The sequence below is a fragment of the Grimontia sp. SpTr1 genome (assembly GCF_947387585.1).
Taxonomy (GTDB): domain Bacteria; phylum Pseudomonadota; class Gammaproteobacteria; order Enterobacterales; family Vibrionaceae; genus Enterovibrio; species Enterovibrio indicus.
Map to the genome: position 1 here is coordinate 1 of NZ_CANDOD010000018.1, position 19,393 is coordinate 19,393.

Here is a 19,393-nt window from a genome sequence, read left to right on the forward strand (position 1 = left end):
CGTCAACTGCAAGTTCATTGAACAGGGTGATATCGAAGGCTGCAAACGGCTGTTGGCAGGACAGGCACTTTTAACGCACCCCTTTCGAAGGGGAAGGTTAGGATGGGGTTTGGTCCTGAGAAGGTATTGTCGGGTGGACGACACTTGTTGCCAAGTGCCGTCTCCCTAAGAACCGTACGTGCAACTTTCACTGCATACGGCTCAAGCCTCCACAAAGGCATCGTTTGATACCCAGCAACTTATAACGCAGCCAGAGCAGGATCGTTCCAAGTAAGTCTTGGAACAGTCTTGGAAGGACAGACACTTTTAGAAAATGCTTGAATTATCAGTTTCATGCATACTTGCACGTTGCCTCATACCTGTTCATTTATCCAGCAGGGATGGGCCAGCTAAGTTAGTGTAAGTGAATTCAATGAAGACAATAAGTACTCGAATTCACTATGACAACCGCTCGCGCCTCACTCATTAATGTTGATGCCACACCTTACTATCACTGTGTGTCTCGCTGCGTTCGTCGTTCATTTCTTTGCGGCTTTGATAACGCACAGGGAAAGTGCTTTGAGCACCGTCGAGGATGGATAGAGAAACGCCTACTCTCATTATCAAAGGCCTTCTGTATCGATGTGTGCGCCTACGCCATTATGAGCAACCATTACCATGTCGTTCTCCATATCAACATAGAGAGTGCCAAGGTGTTATCACCATTAGAGGTGGCTGAGCGGTGGTTGTCGTTTCATCAAGGCCCTGTGCGGATACAACGCTTTATGCGTGGCGAAGAAATGTCTGAAGCAGAAAATGAACGATGTCTGGAACTCATTGAAACGTGGCGAGAACGCTTGACCTCCATCAGTTGGTTTATGCGGCTTTTGAATCAATATATTGCGGCAGAAGCAAACCGTGAAGACCAGTGCACCGGGCACTTCTGGGAAGGGCGTTTTAAGAGCCAGGCATTGTTGGATGAAAAGGCGCTAGCTGCCGCGATGGCCTATGTTGACCTCAACCCGATACGAGCAGATATCGCCGATTCGCCTGAATCCTCTGAGTACACGTCGGTCAAAGCACGAATCGAAGCACTGAGAAATAACCAGGTTAATGCTGAAGGCTTACATGTATTCGCGGGATATCCGCGTAAAGACCAACCAGAAGGCATTCCTTTTCGGTTATTGGACTATCTGGAGTTGGTTGACTGGACGGGTAGGCAAGTTCGTGATGATAAGCGTGGCCAGATAGATACTAAGTTACCGCCGTTACTGGAACGCCTAGGGATTGAAACATCTCTTTGGCTGAGAACAACCTCAAACATCGAAGCTGGCAATATGGTGGGGACGGACAACGCCATAAAAGCAGCATTACCGCTTCTTCAGCGCCAAAGAGTGTCAGGAGTGCGCTTACCTGACAGCTAATCGTCCTCTCTCAATTCTGTCCTCAAACAATCAGGCCTGTGCCTGATGTTTCTGCTGCCCAAGACCGAGATAAATCTAGCCAAACTCCGTTAAGGCTCCAAAGCTAAGGCTTAATTTCGTAAATAGCTGCCTAAATTTGTGGTTTACCGAATGGGAGAAACATATTTGCCCATATTTCTATTGTTATGCCTGTCCTCATATAGTCTCTCATCATTAGCTTTGGGCTGCGATTGATCGTTTTAGTATGAACTTTCCCCGGATAGAAAAGACCCCTTTGAACGCTCTGTGTAGCAAAATAAAGGGTGTATCAGATCGTAGATACCTAGAAATTTCCTAGTGGTGTAATGTTATAACGTTTCATTTACTTCAAATTACTATGAGGAAAGTAGCGAGTTAAAAATCGCTGAGATATCTCATCCTCGTCATTGGTTGTTTAAATTTCTAGGGCGAAAAACGATGAACCGAACAGAACAAGTTCCTGTCACCGTGTTAACTGGATTTCTTGGTGCGGGGAAAACAACGCTATTGAATCGAATCCTTACCGAAAAGCATGGATATCGCTATGCCGTCATCGTTAACGAATTCGGTGAAGAAGGCATTGATAACGATTTGGTTGTTGATGCTGATGAAGAAGTCTTTGAGATGAATAACGGCTGTATATGTTGTACGGTCCGTGGCGACCTCATCCGTATCCTAAGTGGGTTGATAAAGCGCGCTGGTCAGTTTGATGCGATCATTGTTGAGACGACAGGTCTAGCAGACCCCGCTCCCGTGATTCAAACATTCTTTGTTGACCAAGACGTCGCTGAACGAACGAGGTTAGATGCCGTTGTAACGGTGGCAGATGCTGTTCACCTTAATTCGCAATTAGCTGAACATCATGAAGCTGACGAGCAAATTGCCTTCGCTGACGTTATCTTGCTTAACAAGACTGATCTTGCTGAAGCAGGTGACGTTGAGAAAGTTGAAGCGCGTATTCGCAAAAGCAATCCCTCTGCAAGAATCATTCGAACAGCCCGATGCGACGCCCCTCTAAACGAAATTATTGGATTGGAAGCTTTCAGCCTCGAACGAGTGATGGAGTTCGAACCGGATTTTTTAGAGTCGGGGCATGCTCATGAGCACGATAATGATGTGACTAGCCTTTCTTTCACAACTGATACTCCCCTTGATCTTGAAAAATTCGAAAGATGGTTTGGTCGGCTTTTACAATTGCATGGACAGGACATCTTGCGTTCAAAAGGCATTCTCGACTTTGCAGGGCAAGAACAACGGTATGTATTCCAAGGAGTACACATGCTGATGGATGGTTCCATGATGGGGGCTTGGCCTGAAGGCAAGCCCCGCAGTTCCAGAATGGTGTTTATTGGGCGAAACCTAAACAGCATGGAACTGAAGGAAGGATTTGAAGCATGCAAGATAAAATAGCCCTAAGTGCGTTGGGTGGGTCGTCTCTTGGGCATGAAGCTGAGGAAACTTACCTTGAGAGCCGAGGCATTAGCCTAAAGATGGGGGCATCGGTGACTGGAGCCGTTTCGTTTGGTCAAGGAGTCGCTGCTGGGTTTGGTAGCGGAGAAATTGCTTTCTTTGGATTCGACGATGAGCCGGTTCTAGTTCAAGCTCACGAGAGTGTCGTCCTCTGTCTCACTACTGATGGGGAAAGCGTACTGAGCGGTGGTGACGACGGACGCTTTTTGCGGGTAACACCCGATGGCAACATAGTTGAAATCGCGACGTTTGGTACCAAATGGGTGGATTGTGTTGGGGCGGCGCAGGGTTTATTCGCTTGCTCATCAGGTCGAACGGTTTATCTTTGGTTTGATGAAAAGTCCTCACCTATATTGCTGGAGCACCCAAGCACTGTCGGTGGGATTGCCTTCGATGAACGTAGTAAACAAATGGCAGTGACTCACTATGGCGGCGTTACTCTATGGGAGCAAAAAAACGGTCAGTGGACGTCTTTGCTCTTACCCTGGAAGGGTGTTCATGGTGCCGTTGACTTCAGCCCGGATGGACGTTTCCTCATCACACTGATGCAAGAAAATGCTGTTCACATATGGCGCTTGACGGACGGAGCCGACCTTGAAATGTCGGGATATCCCAAGAAAGTGAAGAGCTATAGCTGGATGGGTGAGACACCATACCTTGCTACTTCTGGTGCGGATGAAGTGATTTGTTGGCCGTTTGATGGGAAGGATGGCCCACTGAGGCGCGCTCCTGTATGTATCGGTCGTCGTGGTGAGCAGGTGGTAACGTGTGTACGCGCTTTTTCTAGCGATAATGCTGTGTTAGCGGGTTATCGAGACGGTGCTGTTTTTCTCTGTGAACTAGATGAGAGCGATGAAGCTGTCATACTCCGGCGCCCAACTGGCGCTGAGGTAACGGTGATTGCTCTTACTTGTTCTTGTTCCCACATGCTGATAGGAGACGCTGCAGGTTGTGTTGTTTGGGCTTCGTTGTGAATCAATAGCGATTGGCTGGAGATTAATGTTCATTGCGAAATTGAACTAGAGGTTGATTGAGCGTAAGCAATGTTGGTTGGCTTGCCTGAGCGATAGATTTTGCAAATAACCATTGCTGCTTTCCCACGTCTCTTAAAGGCAGATCCGAAGACATGTTTAAGGGTGTTCACCCAAAGAGAAAAAGCAGGGAATCCCCTGCTTTTTCTCTATCTAACCCAAGCTCTACTGGCTAGGATAAGCCTGCTCCTCGTTTACCTCATCCACATCTTCATCAAGCTCTCCTTCATGGTATCTGTGGCCGCCTGAAATGTAGGTATAAACCACAGGGAGCACGAACAGTGTAAACAGGGTGCCGACTGCCAGCCCTGCCACTATCACTAAGCCGATGTTGTAGCGGGACGCCGCACCTGCGCCTGTTGCAAACAGCAGGGGAATCAAGCCGGCTATCATGGCGGAGGTGGTCATTAGAATCGGGCGGAGGCGGACGGTAGCAGCTTCGACGATCGCTTCTTGTTTGGAAACACCTTTCATCACTTGCTCTTCTTTCGCCACTTCACACATCAAAATCCCATGCTTGGTGATCAGCCCTACTAGTGTGATCAAGCCTACCTGAGAGTAGATATTCATTGAGGTTTCGCCAGAGATATGTGTCCACCCAAGCGCGATAAGTGCACCGCTGATGGCAAGCGGCACGGTAAACATAATCACAAGTGGATCGCGCACACTTTCAAACTGACTGGCGAGTACAAGGAAGATGATTGCTAACGCTAGGGCGAAGGTCAGGTAGAGCGAGCTACCTTCTTCCACAAACTGGCGGGCTTCTCCCATAAACGAGTAGGTGTAGCCTTGCGGTAAGTCGGTGGTGGCTAACTGTTCAAAGAAGGCAATGGCGTCTCCCATGGCAACATTCGGCGCAGGCACAGCATCAATAGAAATCGAGTTCATCTGGTTGTAGTGAGGCAGCGATTTCGCCTGACCGTTCACCGAAAAACTGACGAGGCTCGACAGCGGTATTGCTGCCCCATTCTGTGCATTAACATAGAACTGCGAAATCAGATGAGGGTTAGCCCGGTAGACCCGCTCCACTTCGGGAATCACTTCATAGGAGCGGCCATCAATGTTGACGCGGTTGATGTAGCCGCCGCTCATCATGGTGCCGAGTGTTGCGCCAATCGCCTGCATGGTCACGCCATACGCGCCTGCCGCTTCTCGGTCGATTTTGAGCTGCACCAAGCCGGAATCGTATTTCAGGTTCACGTCGGTATACACAAACAACGGGCTGGCTTTGGCTTTCTCCAGAATCTTGTTGCCGACCGCATAAAGGGTTTCGAAATCTGCGGGGCTGGTGATCACAAACTGGATTGGCAAGCCGCCAGACGCGCCGGGTAACGAGGGCATTTGGTAAGCCGTCGCATTAATGCCGGGGAGTTTCTTCGCCTCTGCGTTGATATTAGCTGAGACTTCTTTCTGGCTGAGCGTCCGCTCTGTCCAGGGAATCAATGGGCCAATCGCGATGCCCTGGCTACTCGTCGGTACGCCAATCATCGCCAGTGATGCCTCGGCCTGCGGTTGCTTGGCGATGATGTTGGAAATCAGCTCCATGTTGGCCTGAATGTAGTCATTGTTGGAGGTGGAAGGCGTGCTGCCAATCACCACCACCACACCTTGATCTTCATCCGGCGCGAGCTGTGAAGGAATGAATTTGAATATCACCGGCAGCGAAGCAAACACCACAATGGCAAAGATGACGACGACGCGTTTGTGGTCAAGCACGGCAAGAAGCGCATGGTGATACCGCTTGGTGAGGCCACCGAGTACCCGTTCAACGGTTTCTTCAAACTTACTCGGATGAGTGTGTGGTTTGAGCATCTTCGAGCACATCATGGGTGACAGAGTGAGTGCGACAAATCCTGAGATAAACACCGAGCCTGCCAGCGTTAACGCGAACTCTTTGAACAGCGAGCCTGTCACGCCGCCCATCAAGGCGATGGGCGCGTAAACCGCTGCCAGAGTGATCGTCATTGAGATAACCGGAACCGCAATTTCCCGCGTGGCTTCAATGGCGGCTTTAAAAGGCTTGGTGCCCATCTTGATATGACGGTCGACGTTTTCCACCACCACGATAGCGTCATCTACCACCAAGCCAATCGCCAATACCATGGCGAGCAGAGTCATCAGGTTTAAGGTGAAGCCAAAGGCTTGCATCACGACCATGACGCCAATCAGTGACAGCGGAATGGTGACAATAGGGATCACTACCGCGCGGAAAGAGCCAAGGAACAGGAGTATCACCACGATAACGATGACGGCGGCTTCAGCAATGGTTTTGACCACTTCATTGATGGAGTCAGTAATCGCCAAGGTGGAATCGTAAAGCACACTGGCTTCGATGGTCGAAGGCAGGTTTTTCTGAATGGATTCGAACAGCACGCGAATGCCTGCCGCCACATCCAATGGATTCGCGGTTGGTGTGGCATTGATGCCGATGATCACCGCTTCACGGCCATTGGCGAGGGCACGGGAGCTGTCACTGCTCTTGCTGAGGTTCACTTCTGCCACATCGCGAAGCTGCACCACCTGACCCTTGTAGCTTTTGATCACCAGATTCTTCAGGCCTTCAACCGTGTCGACCTGACTATCAATGGTGCTGTTGAGCACGGTGAAGTAGCTTTTGAATTGACCAACCGCGGACTGGTAGTTGTTCTGTTGCAGTATTCCAACTAGCTCAGAGGTCGAGAGATCGTACTGCCCCAGCTTCTCCGGATCAGGCCAGATGCGCAGGGCAAACGGCGAGCCGCCCATCATGGCGATATTGGAAACGCCATTGACGGTGGAAAGCTGTGGATTGACCACCCGCTCGAGATAGTCGGCGATCTGGCTGGAATTCAGGTCTCCACTGAAAAACGAGATATACATGATGGAGGTCGTGGAGCCTGTCGAAGAGGTAACAGAAGGGTTATAGGCCTCTTTGGGTAACTGGTTGGTAACGGAATTTATCTGCGAAAGCACGTTTGCCAGCGCCGCCTCCGGATTGGTGTTCAGCATCATGTTCAGGGTAATGCTTGACGATCCGAGTTGGCTCGCAGAGGTCATAAAGTCGAGGTTATCCACCTGCGACAAGGCTTGTTCAAGGGGCTGGGTGATAAAGCCTTCCACCAGTTCAGCATCGGCGCCGGGATAGGGCGTGGTAACGGTGATCACCGTATTGGTCATATCCGGGTATTGCCGAACCTGCAAATCTTTCATGGCGTTGAGGCCAAGTAAGAGCAGCAGAACACTTAATGATGCTGCCATGACGGGGCGATGGATGAATATGTCTGTGAAGCTCATGATCTGTTCCTCACAGTTGCGGCATGCTGTCTGGTGTCGAAATCGGGTTGTCGACGATATTTACCTTGGTATTGTTGCCGAGGTTCAAAATGCCGGTCGTCACCACTTGTTCATCAAACTTCAAATCCCCTTTGACCAAGGCGAAGTTGCCATCCCGTTGCAGCACGTCAACCGTGACCTGCCTGACGCGGGTTTCATCGTCTTTCTTCTCTGCGACAAAAACAGAGTTCCCGTAGAGGGCGAAGACAATGGAGGTTTGCGGCACAACCACCTGATTGTCCAAATCTGACAGTGCAACATTCACTGCGGCGAACATCCCACCGCGCAGGGTTTTGTCTTCGTTGGGCAACTCTGCCTGCACCATCACCAGACCAGTTTTGTCACTGACCACAGGCTGAATTGCGTTGATCTTCCCTTTGTATTCACGACCTGGAAACGCTTCGACGGTTAGGGAAATGGCTTGTCCAACGGAAAGCTTGCCAATCTCTGCCTGCGGCACGCTGAAACGAACCCGCATGACAGAGAGATCGTCGAGCCGGACAATGTCTGTGCCAGCAGAAACATACTGACCCAGATTGATATTGCGAATGCCGAGTACACCGTTGAATGGCGCTTTGATTTCCCGCTGATTAATGGTCGCCTGCAGGCTCTCAATATTTGCCTGCATGGCTTCGTACTTGGATTGTGCCGCCTCGACGCTTTGTTCCGAGACAGAACGTTCCTGATAGAGTTTGCGCAGTCGGTTGTAGTCATCCCGAACGGAAGGCAGTTGCACTTGCTGCGCTTTGAGCTGTGCTTTCTGAACCGATGAATCAAGGCTCACCAGCACAGTGCCACTTTCCACGTTGGCACCATTTTCGAAATTGATGGCGGTGACAATGCCCGCCACTTCATTTGAGACAGAGACGCCTTGGTTGGGCTCGATAAAGCCGATGGCTTTGATCCCTTGTGGCCAAACCGTTGGCGTGAGCTTTTCAACTGTGACCGGATAAACCGGTTCGGGTAGGTTAGCCAGTGTGGTTTCAATCTTTTTATTCACAAAGAGGTTAAAGCCAATCACGGTGCCAAAGGCTAGAACCGCGATAACCACCATTCCAATAAACCATTTACTCATGCGTGGATCTCCCCGGCGACATGTTGCGGTTTGGCGTTGTTTCAGCGAAAAAAGGTAGCGTCGCCAAAACTGGCGAAAGGAGAGGAAGAAGCGCGTGCATTGGCATGTTTGAGATGCCGGAAACCTTTTGGTGAACAGCGTACCGCTTCATGCAGACTCACTTTAAACAGCGACGAATGCGGAAAGTATTATGCAACCTGACGGGCTGCCGTGTTTATAAGTTGGGACAGAGTGAAGTTCTTAAAAATAAAATCAGAAGAATAGAAAAGGGAGGCGAATGCCTCCCTTTGAGATAATGAATGAGTGGTTACATCGCGGCTTTGACTTTCTCAGCCACGTCTGCAGGTACCCATTGGGTCCAAACTTGCGGGTAGGATTCGAGGAATTCAAACGCAGCGATTTCGCCGTCTGCCTGATTTTCTTCCATCCACGCCATCATGGCGCTCATATCAGTATTCGAGTAAGCGCGATTGCTGATGTATTCGTATGCTGCGGGTGACTCCGTCGCAAAGCTTTCTGTGGTGATGGTGTTCACAGCTGAAGGCGGGTAAGCCGTCACTTTCGGATCGGTACAGTCAGCTTGAGTAATGCAGCTTTCGTAGTGCGCGGAATCTGCCGGCACACCGAAATCGACTTTCACCATGTCATAGCGACCCAGAACTGGTGTTGGTGACCAGTAGTAACCAAACCATGCGTTCTCGCGATCATTTGCGCGGGCAATTGAACCTGCCAGCGCAGCGCCTGAACCTGGGTCAATCATTTCAAAGCCGGCTTCTTCAAGGCCAAGGGCATCAAACAGGTGACCTGCAGTGATCTGGCATGTCCAACCAGCAGGGCAGGTCATAAAGCCTGACTTGGAGTCATCTTCAGGATGAGGGAAGAGCTTGGCGTTGGCCTTGATGCCCTCAATCGTTGCCAGCTCTGGGTTTTTGTCGACCATGTATTTCGGTACCCAGAAGCCTTCTTCACCGCCTTCTGCAAACGCAGGGCCAGCAAAGCGAAGTTTCTTCGCATCAACGCCTTTTTGCAGCATCTCTTTGTGGGAGTTACTCCAAAACTCCGGCGCGATATCAGGTTCGCCTTTTTCCGTCATCGATACGCCGGTTGGCATGGTATCGCCAGGAACCAGTTCGGCGTTACAGCCATATCCATTTTCCAAAATGAACTGATCCACATGCGCCATCAGGGTCGCGGAATTCCAGTTCATATCAGCAATGGTGACATCACCACACTCATCAGCAGAAGCAAAGGGGGAAAGCGCCAGAAGGGCAAAAGGTAAGTAGCGGGATTGCATAGAGAGCGACTCCATTTGTGACGATAGGACGTCTTTTAATAGTGGTTTCCAATTTATCAAAAGTGTTGAAAACGATGTCTGAAAGATAGTGATATTCGTGACTTTTGCATCATTTCTATGAGCATGAAGTAAGTGCAATGTTTCACAGAATCAAGACGCGCTCATGATCAGTCTCTCACTCGCGCGGTCGCTTTTTGATCAATGTTAAAACCCTGTTATAGGCTCTAAATGATTAGTGATGTAAAGGAATGCGTAATTTATGCAGCAGAGTGGGAGTGATGGGAATTCCGGTATGCCTTTTGTGCGCTTTGATAATGTACAAAAAAGCTACGACGGAAGAACCTTGGTGGTCAAAGGATTTGAAATGGATATTGAGCAAGGTGAGTTTATCACCTTGCTCGGGCCTTCAGGTTCAGGTAAATCAACCGTTTTAATGATGATGGCGGGCTTCGAGCAGCCTACTCATGGTGAAATCTACCTGAATGGCAATCCGATCAAAAAGCTGCCGCCACACAAACGTGGTATAGGACTGGTGTTCCAAAACTATGCACTTTTCCCCCACATGACAGTGGAAGAGAACCTCGCATTTCCTTTGCAAGTCAGAAACCTGTCCAAATCTGAAATCGAAAAAAAGGTAAAGCGCGCATTGGATATGGTGCGTTTATCTGATTTTGGTCATCGCCGTCCGGCGCATCTTTCCGGTGGTCAGCAGCAACGTGTTGCGGTTGCCCGTGCATTGGTGTTTGAACCAGAACTGGTGTTGATGGATGAACCACTGGGCGCACTGGACAAAAACCTCCGTGAAGAAATGCAGTACGAGATCAAACACATTCAGGAAGATCTCGGCGTGACCATGATTTACGTGACTCACGATCAGTCAGAAGCGCTGACGATGTCAGACCGCATTGCCGTGTTTAACGACGGTGTGGTGCAACAGTTAGCGACGCCAGAAGAGCTTTATGAACGCCCGGTTAACGCTTTTGTTGCGCAGTTTATTGGTGAGAATAACCGTCTGCGCGGCGATGTGATTTCAATGAATGAACAGGCTTGTCAGGTCAAAATTCCGAATGGCGACATCATCACTGCGAAGCCAGTGGCTGTCGGCCAGACTGGCGAACAATCCACCCTTTCCCTCCGCCCAGAACGCATTGTGATTAATCCAGAGCAGGGCGTGCTTTCCAATATTTTTGACGCCAAAGTAGAGGAAGTGATTTACCTCGGCGATCACCTGCGTACCCGCGTCTCAGTCTGTGAGAGCGATGAATTCATTATTAAAACCCCCAATGCGGAAGGACATCCGAACCTTCAGCGTGGCGATACCATTCGCATTGGCTGGTCGGAAGAAGATTGCAGGGCGTTGGACGCCTCGTAAGGAAACATCTAGCACAAGTGCTTTGTGCAGGGCTCGACAACTGATTTGGGTTAGTAAGGAACGCAGTTTTTCTGTCGTGGTGACGCGCAGATTTTGATTCCTGCTCATGCTCAGACGTAAACAAGCGAAAGACTTGAGGAGAAGGGAAAATGAAAAAACTCGCGTTAAATGTTGCCATTCTGGCAGGCGTTGCAAGCATGGCGACTCACGCTGTAGCCGATGAAACCTTGAATGTTGTTTCTTGGGGTGGTGCCTACACTGCCAGTCAAACTAAGGCTTACCACGAACCTTGGACTGAAAAAACCGGTACCAAGGTTATCAATATCGATAAATCCCAGAATGGCCTTTCAGGTCTGCGCGCACAGGTTGAATCTGGCAACGTAACTTGGGATTTGGTAGACATCCTGCCTTCTGATGCCATTGTTGCGTGTGACGAAGGTCTGGCTGAGCCACTTGATCATGATACCCTGTTAGCGGCTGCACCAGATGGCACGCCTGCAACCAAAGACTTCCTGGCAGGCTCACTGAGTGAGTGTTTTGTTCCGTCTATCGTTTATTCAAACATCGTGGCTTACAACAAAGAGATGTTTGATAAAGCGCCTACCAAAATCGACGATGTGTTCGACCTGAAAAACTTCCCGGGTAAACGTTCGCTGCAGAAAAAACCGATCAACAACCTTGAGTGGGCTTTGATTGCAGATGGCGTAGCAGCGGAAGACGTCTATGACGTGCTGAGCACCGAAGAGGGCGTACAGCGCGCATTTAAGAAGCTTGATACCATCAAAGACAATGTGATTTGGTGGGAAGAGGGTGCACAGCCACCACAACTTCTTGCGGACAAAGAAGTGGCGTTCGCTTCTGCCTACAACGGTCGTATCTTCAATGCTGCAGTCAACGAGAAGCAACCGTTCGAGATTATCTGGGACGGTCAGGTGTTCGAGCTGGATGGTTGGGTTGTACCAAAAGGCAAGCTGGACAAGGTGAAAGACTACCTGCGCTTCGCAACGGACTCACAACGTCTTGCCGATCAGGCGAAATACATCTCTTATGGTCCTGCGCGTAACTCTTCAGCAGCGATGGTAACGACGCATGCTGATACTGGCATCGACATGAAACCACACATGCCAACCTACGGACCAAACTTCCAAACCGCGATTCCGAAAGACGATGAGTTCTGGGCAGATAACGGTGATGAGCTGGCACAGCGTTTCAACGCATGGTTAGCGAAGTAATCTGAAGTGATTGGCGGGTTTCTGAAAGGAAACCCGCCGTTTTTGTTTTTATTTGAAGTTGGGAGAGTCTGGTGCAGGGAAGTCCAGTCAATGAAATAACCACGGCCGATGGAGTATCGCTGAGAGTCAGTCAGCAGCGCTCTATCCGCCGCAACAAAATCAGGGCATTTTTGTTGGTATCGCCGCTTCTGATTTTTTTGCTGGTGGCTTTTGTTTTTCCCATCGTTGACATGCTTCAACGCAGTGTCGAAAACCCCGAAGTCTCTACTTATCTTCCGAACACCAAAGCTGCGCTGCAAGACTGGAATGGCGAAGAGCTGCCCGGTGAAGAAACCTATGCTGCTTTGGTGCAAGACCTGAAAATCGGCGCTGAAGCGCGCAATATCGGTAAAGTGGCGTCGCGCCTGAACTATGCAAAATCCGGTATGCGTTCGCTGATCATGAAATCAGCGCGAAAATCCAAACGCCTTAATGAAGGTCCTTACAAAGAAGCGATGGCAAAAATCGACAAGCGCTGGATGGACATTACGGTCTGGCAGCTGATTGAACGAGAGTCGTCGCCTTATACGCTTTCTTACTACCTGAATGCGGTTGACCTTAAATACGGCGATGACGGCAGTATCGTTGCCCAGCCTGAACATCTACAAATTTACAATGCCCTGTTCTGGCGAACGCTCTACATGAGTATGAGCATTACGTTCCTTTGTCTGCTCTTGGGCTACCCAGTTGCTTACTTGTTGGCGAACCTGCCAATGAAACAGGCGAACCTTTTGATGATTCTGGTTCTGCTGCCGTTCTGGACGTCACTTTTGGTACGCACCGCCACCTGGATTGCGATTTTGCAGCAACAAGGTGTGCTGAATGATCTCATGGTGGGTGCTGGCATTCTGGATGACGAAAACCGAATACAGATGATCTATAACCAGACAGGTACCTTGGTGGCGATGACGCACATTCTGCTGCCCTTTATGATCCTGCCGCTCTACTCCGTCATGAAAACTATCTCACCAAGTTATATGCGGGCTGCGCGCTCGATGGGGGCGACGCAAACCATGGCTTTCCGCCGTGTTTACTTCCCGCAAACGCTGCCGGGTATCGGCGCTGGCTCGATTTTGGTGTTTATCCTCTCAATTGGTTATTACATCACACCAGCCTTGGTGGGTGGCCAAACAGGGACCTTTATCACCAACTTCATTGCTTACCACATGCAGACTTCGCTCAACTGGGGTTTGGCAGCGGCGATCGCTTCTATCCTGCTGATTGTGGTGATCTTGCTGTATTGGGTTTACAACCGTCTTATCGGCGTCGACAACGTGAAGTTAGGGTAAGGAGGACAAGATGGCTTTACCTGAATGCTCAACCACAGGCGAAAAAGTTTGGTATGTGGTGTTTCGCCTGATCTGTGCGGCGATTTTCCTATTCTTGATTGGCCCCCTGTTGGTCATCATTCCTTTGAGTTTCAATGCCGAACCGTACTTTACGTTTACACCTGAAATGCTGAGTTTTGACCCTGCCGGATATTCGCTTCGCTGGTACGAGGATTTCTTCACTTCTGAGGCGTGGCAAACGGCGGTCAAAAACAGTGTGATTGTGGCGATTGCTTCCACCTTGTTGGCGACGGTACTGGGAACCATTGCGGCGCTTGGGCTTTCCAGCCGTTACATGCCTTACAAAGACGCGATCATGGCCATTCTTATCTCGCCAATGATTGTGCCTTTGATTATTTCCGCTGCGGCGATGTTCTTTTTCTTCTCCCGTTTCCAGCTTACCCAAACCTATGTGGGCGTGATCCTGGCGCATACTGCGTTGGGCATTCCGTTCGTGGTGATTACCGTCACCGCGACGCTGAGTGGTTTTGATCATTCCTTGACCCGTGCCTCTGCAAGCTTGGGGGCGAATCCGGTTCAGACTTTCTTCAAGGTGGTTTTACCATTGGTGACGCCGGGGGTTATCTCCGGTGCGCTGTTCGCTTTCATCACATCATTTGATGAAGTGGTCGTGGTGCTCTTTATAGCTGGGCCAGAACAGACGACGCTGCCGATTCAGATGTGGTCGGGAATACGGGAAGAGATCAGCCCAACCATACTGGCCGCTGCAACCCTGTTGGTGGTGTTATCTATCGCTTTGCTGACAACCTTGGAATTCCTTCGCCGACGCAGTGCAAAGATGCGGGGCATTGAAGAGTAAGCATACTCCGTGGCTACACCAACACCCGCACTCAGCGGGTGTTTTCTTTTGGAGCGGCAATAGTTTGGTTGTCCCATCTTTATTTCAGCCGTATACGTGCCTTATCAACTAATTTCATTTCCATCTGGCACCTATGCAAGGTGATGTTGCTTACATGGTGTGTCGCTAACAGAGGATGCAAAGAATGATAAAGACGTTGAAAACCTTTATGGGAGCAGCACTGGTGATCTCGATGCCTGTAATGGCGTTGGATGGTTTGGAAAAGCTTTCGGTGACGGAAACCGTTACTGTTGATGCACCGGCTAAGCAGGTATGGGGTAAAGTCATCAGCTTTGATGGCCTTGATTCGTGGATCCCGGGTATCACCAAGAATGAACTGGTGTCGGGCGTGCCGAACGAAGTAGGGGCTGTGCGGAAACTCTATGTTGATGATGCGTCGCTGACGGAAGAGCTTACGGATCTAGACGATAAAGCCATGACGTTGAAATATCGCATCACTAAAGACAATGTTGATTTGCTGCCAGTGACTCATTACAGCTCAACCATCTCAGTAGTTTCGAAAGGGGACAATGTGAGTGAAGTGAGTTGGAGCGGCGAGTTTTACCGCGGCTTTCCAGAAAGTAATCCGCCTGATTACCTAACAGATGAAGCGGCAGTTAAAGGTGTCACTGGCTTGTATCAGGCAGGTTTAGGAAACTTGAAGAAAGAACTGGAAGGTAAATAATAATAGCTGGTTTGCTGACCACCCATCCCCCTAATCAGGGTGGTCGGCAAACCAGACTGATCTAGATTTCGCACCAGCTAGGAAGCTGTTTTCTTTTCGCGGAAAGCTTGTACCACGCAGACATCATCACACCGAAAAACAGGCCGGTAACCAGAGATGCGTTAAACGCATAGCTGAGGGACACACCGAGAGATTCCCACTGCATAAACCACATAATTAATCCCCACAAGGTACCAAACCAAAGGGTACCGAGCAGCGTGTTGATGCTGAAGGAACAGAACTGCGGTGGTGGAACTTTCAACCCCAATTTACGTGCAAGACGGTAAATCAATGGATTGGCGGAAGATGGCAAAAAGCCTTTCTCAGTCAGGACCTCATGTGCACGGTCCAGTTGTTGCTCGAAACTCATTACTAATCACTATATACAACTCAGTGCGCTCACTATAACCCAAGGGGGATTGGGCTAAAGCAGGATTGGCAGGTTTGGTGACCGCCGTCTCGCCAACGGCAAGTTTTCAGCGCTTTATCGCGATCAGCGTAAAGGTATGCCAGTGTTTCTCGTTACCAATGGCGGTTTTTCCTAGCTCGTCACGCTCCTTTAAGAAGACTATCTCAAACCCTTGGAACATATCGTCTAACATGGCTTTATCTACGGGGGCAAGCGCTCTGCCGGTGTCCTGGTTCCAGGTATCATTGTGGCCAATGAAATCACCACAAAACACGCCGCCAGAGATGAGTTATGAACGGATCCGGCTCCAAACAGCATCGAGCTCTTTAGCTTCGCAGAAGAACAAACTGTTATTGGCTGTGATCAGGCTTGATATGGGAAATTCAAACTCTGAAAATGAATCAAGCGTCAGGTTCAGCTTGGGGTGATTCTTGCAACGCTGGTGGGTTAGCGTCACAGCATCTTCATTGAAATCGAAGGCGTGGACTTCATACTGCTGAGCCAAAAGATAAGCCGTTTCAGCACCACTTCCACAGCCACAATCAACAGCAACGCGATGTCCGGTTTTATCGAGTTTTATTGCTCTTTCCACCAGTTTTCGGTGTGGCAGTGGAGACACTTTCTGATAGTACTGATTCCATTTGGCTTTTTGATTCATTTATTTGACCTCCGGGTTCGTTGTCATGATGAAAACGGGAGTCAAGGAACACAAGGAATCTTCCTATTTGATGGGAAGAATCTCAAGTTTATCTTGGAAGCGTTGAAGTAAAGAACGGATCGTTTAGGCTCGGTTTGTAGATAAGTCCGAAGAGAAAAGCCATGCGTGTTGATTACCAAAAGCGGTTGCTGCCCGTCATTCGTCACCTAGAAAAACACTTTAACGAGCCACTCAACCTGCCCGAAGTCGCTGCTTTGGCAAATCTCTCGCCTTACCATTTTCACCGCACATTTAAGGCGGTACAGGGAGAAACGCTGGCAGATTTCATCAGGCGTCTACGTCTTGAAGCGGCGGCTGATGAGTTGTTTAAGAACAAACAGCCGGTGCTCAACATTGCCCTAGAGTTTGGTTTTTCGTCCTCTCAGAGTCTCGCGAAGGCCTTCCAGCAACATTTTGGCGTTACACCAACAGCCTTTCGTGACTGTGAAGACTACAAGGCATTTTCCGAGCTTGCACGAAACAGCAAGATTGGACACACGCTGCGCAAGATTGGAAACGAAGCGGAAGTGACTGATTCATATACTGGCTCTGACACATCAACATGGAGCAAGACAATGGAAAAGCAACACTTCGAGCGCAGTAAACTGGCCTATGTCCGCGTGACCGGCCCTTATGGTCAGGGATATGAAGAAGCGAGTGGTCGCCTTTATCAATGGGCGGGTATGAATGGCTTGGCAGGGAACACCTGTATTTTCATTTACCACGATAACCCTGAAATTACCCCGAACGAAAAGTGCCGCACTGATATCTGCCTAATGGTGCCGGATGAGACTGAAGTGCCAGCAGGTATAGAGCTTCAAGATTTCCCCGGCGGCGAATATGCGGTTATGCGCCAGAACATCACGGACTTTAGTCAGTACCCCAAAGCATGGGATGACCTGATGGGTAAAGTGATTGAGATGGGCATCGAATCAGATGATCGTCCATGCTTTGAGCTTTACCACAGCTTTGATATGCAAACCCATCATGCTGATGTCAGTTTTTGCACTGCGATAAGATAATGTCGATAGAACGCTAATACTGATGAAGCCCACGGTAATCGTGGGCTTCTGTTTATGTGTTGGTCGCTGATGTCTGGTGTTTTTTCGTGGTTGGCAAGACGAATAGTAGTGTAACCAAGGAAGCGGTGAACAAGGTTCCCCCGAGACTCTGGAATATTCCTGCAATGCCCAACGAAACTCCAAGCATGAGGTAATACATCAACCCAAACAGCGCACCGGCAGAGCCAGCATACTGGCGGTAGTTAACCAATGCTTGACCGAGAATATTGGGTATTGCAATGCCGTACGCGACGACGATTCCCATCATTGGCAGAACAAGCAGGTAGCTTCCTTGTAGTGAACCAACGCCAGCGCTACAGAGCACAGCCAATGCACTGGACCCTGAAACTAAGGTATTTGTCTCGAAGCCGCGTTTGAGTAAAGACTTATTAATCATGCTGCCTGCAAATGATCCCAGCGCCAGCACAATCCCGGTGTACCCAAATTCAATGGAACTAAGGCCAAGTTGTTTGAAAGTAAAAGGTGCAATCGCGTAGTAGCCGAACAACATAAGATTAAAGGCGGCCACCAAAACGGCATTCTTCCATATTGAGCCATCGCGCAGCATTGCACGGCACACTGAAGCAAGCGAAACACGTCGGGTATGCACGGGTTTGGTTTCTGTCAGGGAAAATGTAGACCCAACCAGTAACACCACTGCTAGACCCAATAATGTTGTGAATACGCCCAAGTAACCTGAGTAAGTGGTCACGACACTTCCCAAAATCAGTCCAATCACAGGGCTAACAGCGGTCGCCATTCCCATGATAGAGAAGACTCTGCCCAATTCAGCGCCTTCGTAGCTGTCCCTTAACATGGTTTGACCGACGACGGAGCCTGTCGCTGCCCCAAAGGCGGAAATTACTCGGGCTAAAAGTACGACATGAAAGTCGGCCGCAAGCATTGCTAACACGCTTCCCATTGCATAAGTCGCCAAACCAATGAGCATCGCTGTGCGTCGTCCCAGTGTATCGGCAAGCCTTCCCCACACCACCACGCCAACCGCAAATGCGGAAAAGTAAACCGATAACGTGAGTGATGCCGTATCAAAGGAAACGCCAAAGTCTTCAGCTAGATTGGGCAGTGCCGGGCTGTAAATTGTTTCGGCAATTTGGGGAAACATCAGCAGCGCCCCAAGAAGCCACAAAGACGGGGTTTGCGTTTTCATAAAGTCTCCAATAATTGTTTTTGATGGCGTGGAGTCTATAGGCGGATATACTTGGCCTATTAACGTTATTAGAACCAAAAGCATCAAAATAAGGACAGATGGCAGTTATAACTGAAGAAACCCGATTTAACGCAGATGTGTTGGAAGCGCCAATTATTGGCGTTGCCGCACAGATTGGGCGTCATGACTCGGGAATGCACAAACACAACAAGCATCAGCTTCTGTTTGCTTCTTCAGGGTGCATGAGCATCAACCTGAACGGGTTATGGTGTGTGCTGCCGCCAAGCCGTGCTGCCTGGATTCCAGCTGGCACGGTTCACTGCGCAGTGATGAGAAATGTGGTGGCTTATCGGTCATTGTATTTCGACGCACAGATATCCCAGCACCTTCCTAAAGACATCAAGATAATCGCTGTCAACGGCCTGCTAAGAGAACTCATCGAGCGCATGGCTTACTGGGAATGGGAAATGCCACAAGAAGATCAGCAAGCCATCTTCTCGCTGTTTTGTCAGGAGTTCGGCGACGCACAAGAAGAGCACTTCGCTTTGAAACTCCCTTCTGATCGCCGCCTAAAAGTTTGGCTTGAGGAAGTGATGGCAGGGAATGTGCTGCCAGAGCCTTTAGTCGAGATGGCAAAGGGTATTGGTGCCAGTGCCAAAACCATCAGTCGCATCTTCACTCGGGAGACGGGTATGCCTTATCAGTCCTGGCGACAACAATGGCGGTTGCAGGCATCTGTCGAGCGCTTGTCGGAAGGGGAAAGTGTGTCGGAAGTGGCTTCGGCGCTGAAATTTTCCAGCGACAGCGCATTTATCAGCTTCTTTAGGAAGATGACAGGCAACACTCCGGGTCGCTATCTCAGAGAGCCCACCGAATAATAAATTTACAGTGCAAATTGCTC

Annotated in this window: 17 protein-coding genes; 10 read left to right on the top strand and 7 right to left on the bottom strand. The window is 49.6% G+C overall.

Going from position 1 to position 19,393, the window contains the following annotated elements; translation table 11 throughout:
- The first annotated feature begins 440 nt into the window (after positions 1–440).
- The 3 genes from QL223_RS20670 (at position 441) to QL223_RS20680 (ending at position 3,865) form a co-directional block, all read left to right on the top strand.
- On the top strand, positions 441–1,403 hold the full coding sequence (locus tag QL223_RS20670) for a transposase (protein WP_281545817.1): 963 nt from the start codon (positions 441–443) through the stop codon (positions 1,401–1,403).
- A 456-nt stretch (positions 1,404–1,859) separates the two neighbouring features.
- Positions 1,860–2,831 (top strand): GTP-binding protein, encoded by a 972-nt coding sequence (locus QL223_RS20675; RefSeq protein WP_281545818.1) that lies wholly within the window; start codon positions 1,860–1,862, stop codon positions 2,829–2,831.
- Positions 2,816–3,865: a WD40 repeat domain-containing protein gene (locus QL223_RS20680; protein ID WP_281545819.1), complete on the top strand. Its 1,050-nt coding sequence runs from the start codon at positions 2,816–2,818 to the stop codon at positions 3,863–3,865. The genes QL223_RS20675 and QL223_RS20680 overlap by 16 nt, the downstream gene beginning before the upstream one ends.
- A 222-nt stretch (positions 3,866–4,087) precedes the next feature.
- Here QL223_RS20680 and QL223_RS20685 read toward each other — a convergent pair whose 3' ends face one another.
- The 3 genes from QL223_RS20685 to QL223_RS20695 form a co-directional block, all read right to left on the bottom strand.
- Positions 4,088–7,195, bottom strand: a complete 3,108-nt coding sequence (locus QL223_RS20685) for an efflux RND transporter permease subunit (RefSeq protein WP_281545820.1) — start codon at positions 7,193–7,195, stop codon at positions 4,088–4,090.
- Positions 7,196–7,205: 10 nt separating this feature from the next.
- A complete protein-coding gene (locus QL223_RS20690; RefSeq protein ID WP_281545821.1) occupies positions 7,206–8,309 on the bottom strand; it encodes an efflux RND transporter periplasmic adaptor subunit in 1,104 nt (367 codons plus the stop codon).
- Between the two features lie 307 nt (positions 8,310–8,616).
- Positions 8,617–9,603, bottom strand: a complete 987-nt coding sequence (locus QL223_RS20695; RefSeq protein ID WP_281545822.1) for an ABC transporter substrate-binding protein — start codon at positions 9,601–9,603, stop codon at positions 8,617–8,619.
- Between the two features lie 259 nt (positions 9,604–9,862).
- Between QL223_RS20695 and QL223_RS20700 the strand changes: the two genes are divergently transcribed.
- The 5 genes from QL223_RS20700 (at position 9,863) to QL223_RS20720 (ending at position 15,118) form a co-directional block, all read left to right on the top strand.
- Positions 9,863–10,975, top strand: coding sequence for an ABC transporter ATP-binding protein (locus QL223_RS20700; RefSeq protein ID WP_281545823.1), 1,113 nt, complete (start codon positions 9,863–9,865; stop codon positions 10,973–10,975).
- A gap of 149 nt (positions 10,976–11,124) precedes the next feature.
- A complete protein-coding gene (locus QL223_RS20705; RefSeq protein WP_165013953.1) occupies positions 11,125–12,207 on the top strand; it encodes an ABC transporter substrate-binding protein in 1,083 nt (360 codons plus the stop codon).
- Positions 12,208–12,278: 71 nt separating this feature from the next.
- Positions 12,279–13,535, top strand: a complete 1,257-nt coding sequence (locus QL223_RS20710) for an ABC transporter permease (protein ID WP_251881663.1) — start codon at positions 12,279–12,281, stop codon at positions 13,533–13,535.
- 10 nt (positions 13,536–13,545) lie between these two features.
- Positions 13,546–14,394 (top strand): ABC transporter permease, encoded by an 849-nt coding sequence (locus QL223_RS20715; RefSeq protein WP_281545824.1) that lies wholly within the window; start codon positions 13,546–13,548, stop codon positions 14,392–14,394.
- Positions 14,395–14,578: 184 nt separating this feature from the next.
- Entirely contained in the window at positions 14,579–15,118 is a 540-nt protein-coding gene (locus QL223_RS20720; protein ID WP_281545825.1) for an SRPBCC family protein, read from the top strand.
- Between the two features lie 61 nt (positions 15,119–15,179).
- Here the strand turns inward: QL223_RS20720 and QL223_RS20725 are convergent, their stop codons facing one another.
- From QL223_RS20725 to QL223_RS20735, 3 genes are all read right to left on the bottom strand, one after another.
- On the bottom strand, positions 15,180–15,527 hold the full coding sequence (locus tag QL223_RS20725; protein ID WP_281545826.1) for a DUF6404 family protein: 348 nt from the start codon (positions 15,525–15,527) through the stop codon (positions 15,180–15,182).
- A gap of 106 nt (positions 15,528–15,633) precedes the next feature.
- Complete coding sequence (locus QL223_RS20730; protein WP_281545827.1) at positions 15,634–15,759, bottom strand: hypothetical protein; 126 nt, start codon at positions 15,757–15,759, stop codon at positions 15,634–15,636.
- 96 nt (positions 15,760–15,855) lie between these two features.
- Positions 15,856–16,224 (bottom strand): class I SAM-dependent methyltransferase, encoded by a 369-nt coding sequence (locus QL223_RS20735; RefSeq protein ID WP_281545828.1) that lies wholly within the window; start codon positions 16,222–16,224, stop codon positions 15,856–15,858.
- 161 nt (positions 16,225–16,385) lie between these two features.
- On the opposite strand from QL223_RS20735, the gene QL223_RS20740 reads away from it, so the two are divergent.
- Positions 16,386–17,285: an AraC family transcriptional regulator gene (locus QL223_RS20740; protein ID WP_281545829.1), complete on the top strand. Its 900-nt coding sequence runs from the start codon at positions 16,386–16,388 to the stop codon at positions 17,283–17,285.
- Between the two features lie 52 nt (positions 17,286–17,337).
- On the opposite strand, the gene QL223_RS20745 is transcribed toward QL223_RS20740, so the two are convergent.
- The gene (locus QL223_RS20745; RefSeq protein ID WP_281545830.1) at positions 17,338–18,492 is read right to left on the bottom strand and encodes a multidrug effflux MFS transporter; all 1,155 of its coding nucleotides are present in this window, start codon (positions 18,490–18,492) and stop codon (positions 17,338–17,340) included.
- Between the two features lie 98 nt (positions 18,493–18,590).
- Here QL223_RS20745 and QL223_RS20750 point away from each other — a divergent pair, with 98 nt between their 5' ends.
- Positions 18,591–19,370 (top strand): helix-turn-helix transcriptional regulator, encoded by a 780-nt coding sequence (locus QL223_RS20750; protein WP_046305984.1) that lies wholly within the window; start codon positions 18,591–18,593, stop codon positions 19,368–19,370.
- The last annotated feature ends 23 nt before the right edge of the window (positions 19,371–19,393 follow it).

Bases quoted from the DNA above. Each gene is read 5' to 3' on its own strand.
- QL223_RS20670 (WP_281545817.1), top strand. From the start codon at position 441: ATGACAACCGCTCGCGCCTCACTCATTAATGTTGATGCCACACCTTAC.
- QL223_RS20675 (WP_281545818.1), top strand. From the start codon at position 1,860: ATGAACCGAACAGAACAAGTTCCTGTCACCGTGTTAACTGGATTTCTT.
- QL223_RS20680 (WP_281545819.1), top strand. From the start codon at position 2,816: ATGCAAGATAAAATAGCCCTAAGTGCGTTGGGTGGGTCGTCTCTTGGG.
- QL223_RS20685 (WP_281545820.1), bottom strand. From the start codon at position 7,195: ATGAGCTTCACAGACATATTCATCCATCGCCCCGTCATGGCAGCATCA.
- QL223_RS20690 (WP_281545821.1), bottom strand. From the start codon at position 8,309: ATGAGTAAATGGTTTATTGGAATGGTGGTTATCGCGGTTCTAGCCTTT.
- QL223_RS20695 (WP_281545822.1), bottom strand. From the start codon at position 9,603: ATGCAATCCCGCTACTTACCTTTTGCCCTTCTGGCGCTTTCCCCCTTT.
- QL223_RS20700 (WP_281545823.1), top strand. From the start codon at position 9,863: ATGCAGCAGAGTGGGAGTGATGGGAATTCCGGTATGCCTTTTGTGCGC.
- QL223_RS20705 (WP_165013953.1), top strand. From the start codon at position 11,125: ATGAAAAAACTCGCGTTAAATGTTGCCATTCTGGCAGGCGTTGCAAGC.
- QL223_RS20715 (WP_281545824.1), top strand. From the start codon at position 13,546: ATGGCTTTACCTGAATGCTCAACCACAGGCGAAAAAGTTTGGTATGTG.
- QL223_RS20720 (WP_281545825.1), top strand. From the start codon at position 14,579: ATGATAAAGACGTTGAAAACCTTTATGGGAGCAGCACTGGTGATCTCG.
- QL223_RS20725 (WP_281545826.1), bottom strand. From the start codon at position 15,527: ATGAGTTTCGAGCAACAACTGGACCGTGCACATGAGGTCCTGACTGAG.
- QL223_RS20730 (WP_281545827.1), bottom strand. From the start codon at position 15,759: ATGTTAGACGATATGTTCCAAGGGTTTGAGATAGTCTTCTTAAAGGAG.
- QL223_RS20735 (WP_281545828.1), bottom strand. From the start codon at position 16,224: ATGAATCAAAAAGCCAAATGGAATCAGTACTATCAGAAAGTGTCTCCA.
- QL223_RS20740 (WP_281545829.1), top strand. From the start codon at position 16,386: ATGCGTGTTGATTACCAAAAGCGGTTGCTGCCCGTCATTCGTCACCTA.
- QL223_RS20745 (WP_281545830.1), bottom strand. From the start codon at position 18,492: ATGAAAACGCAAACCCCGTCTTTGTGGCTTCTTGGGGCGCTGCTGATG.
- QL223_RS20750 (WP_046305984.1), top strand. From the start codon at position 18,591: ATGGCAGTTATAACTGAAGAAACCCGATTTAACGCAGATGTGTTGGAA.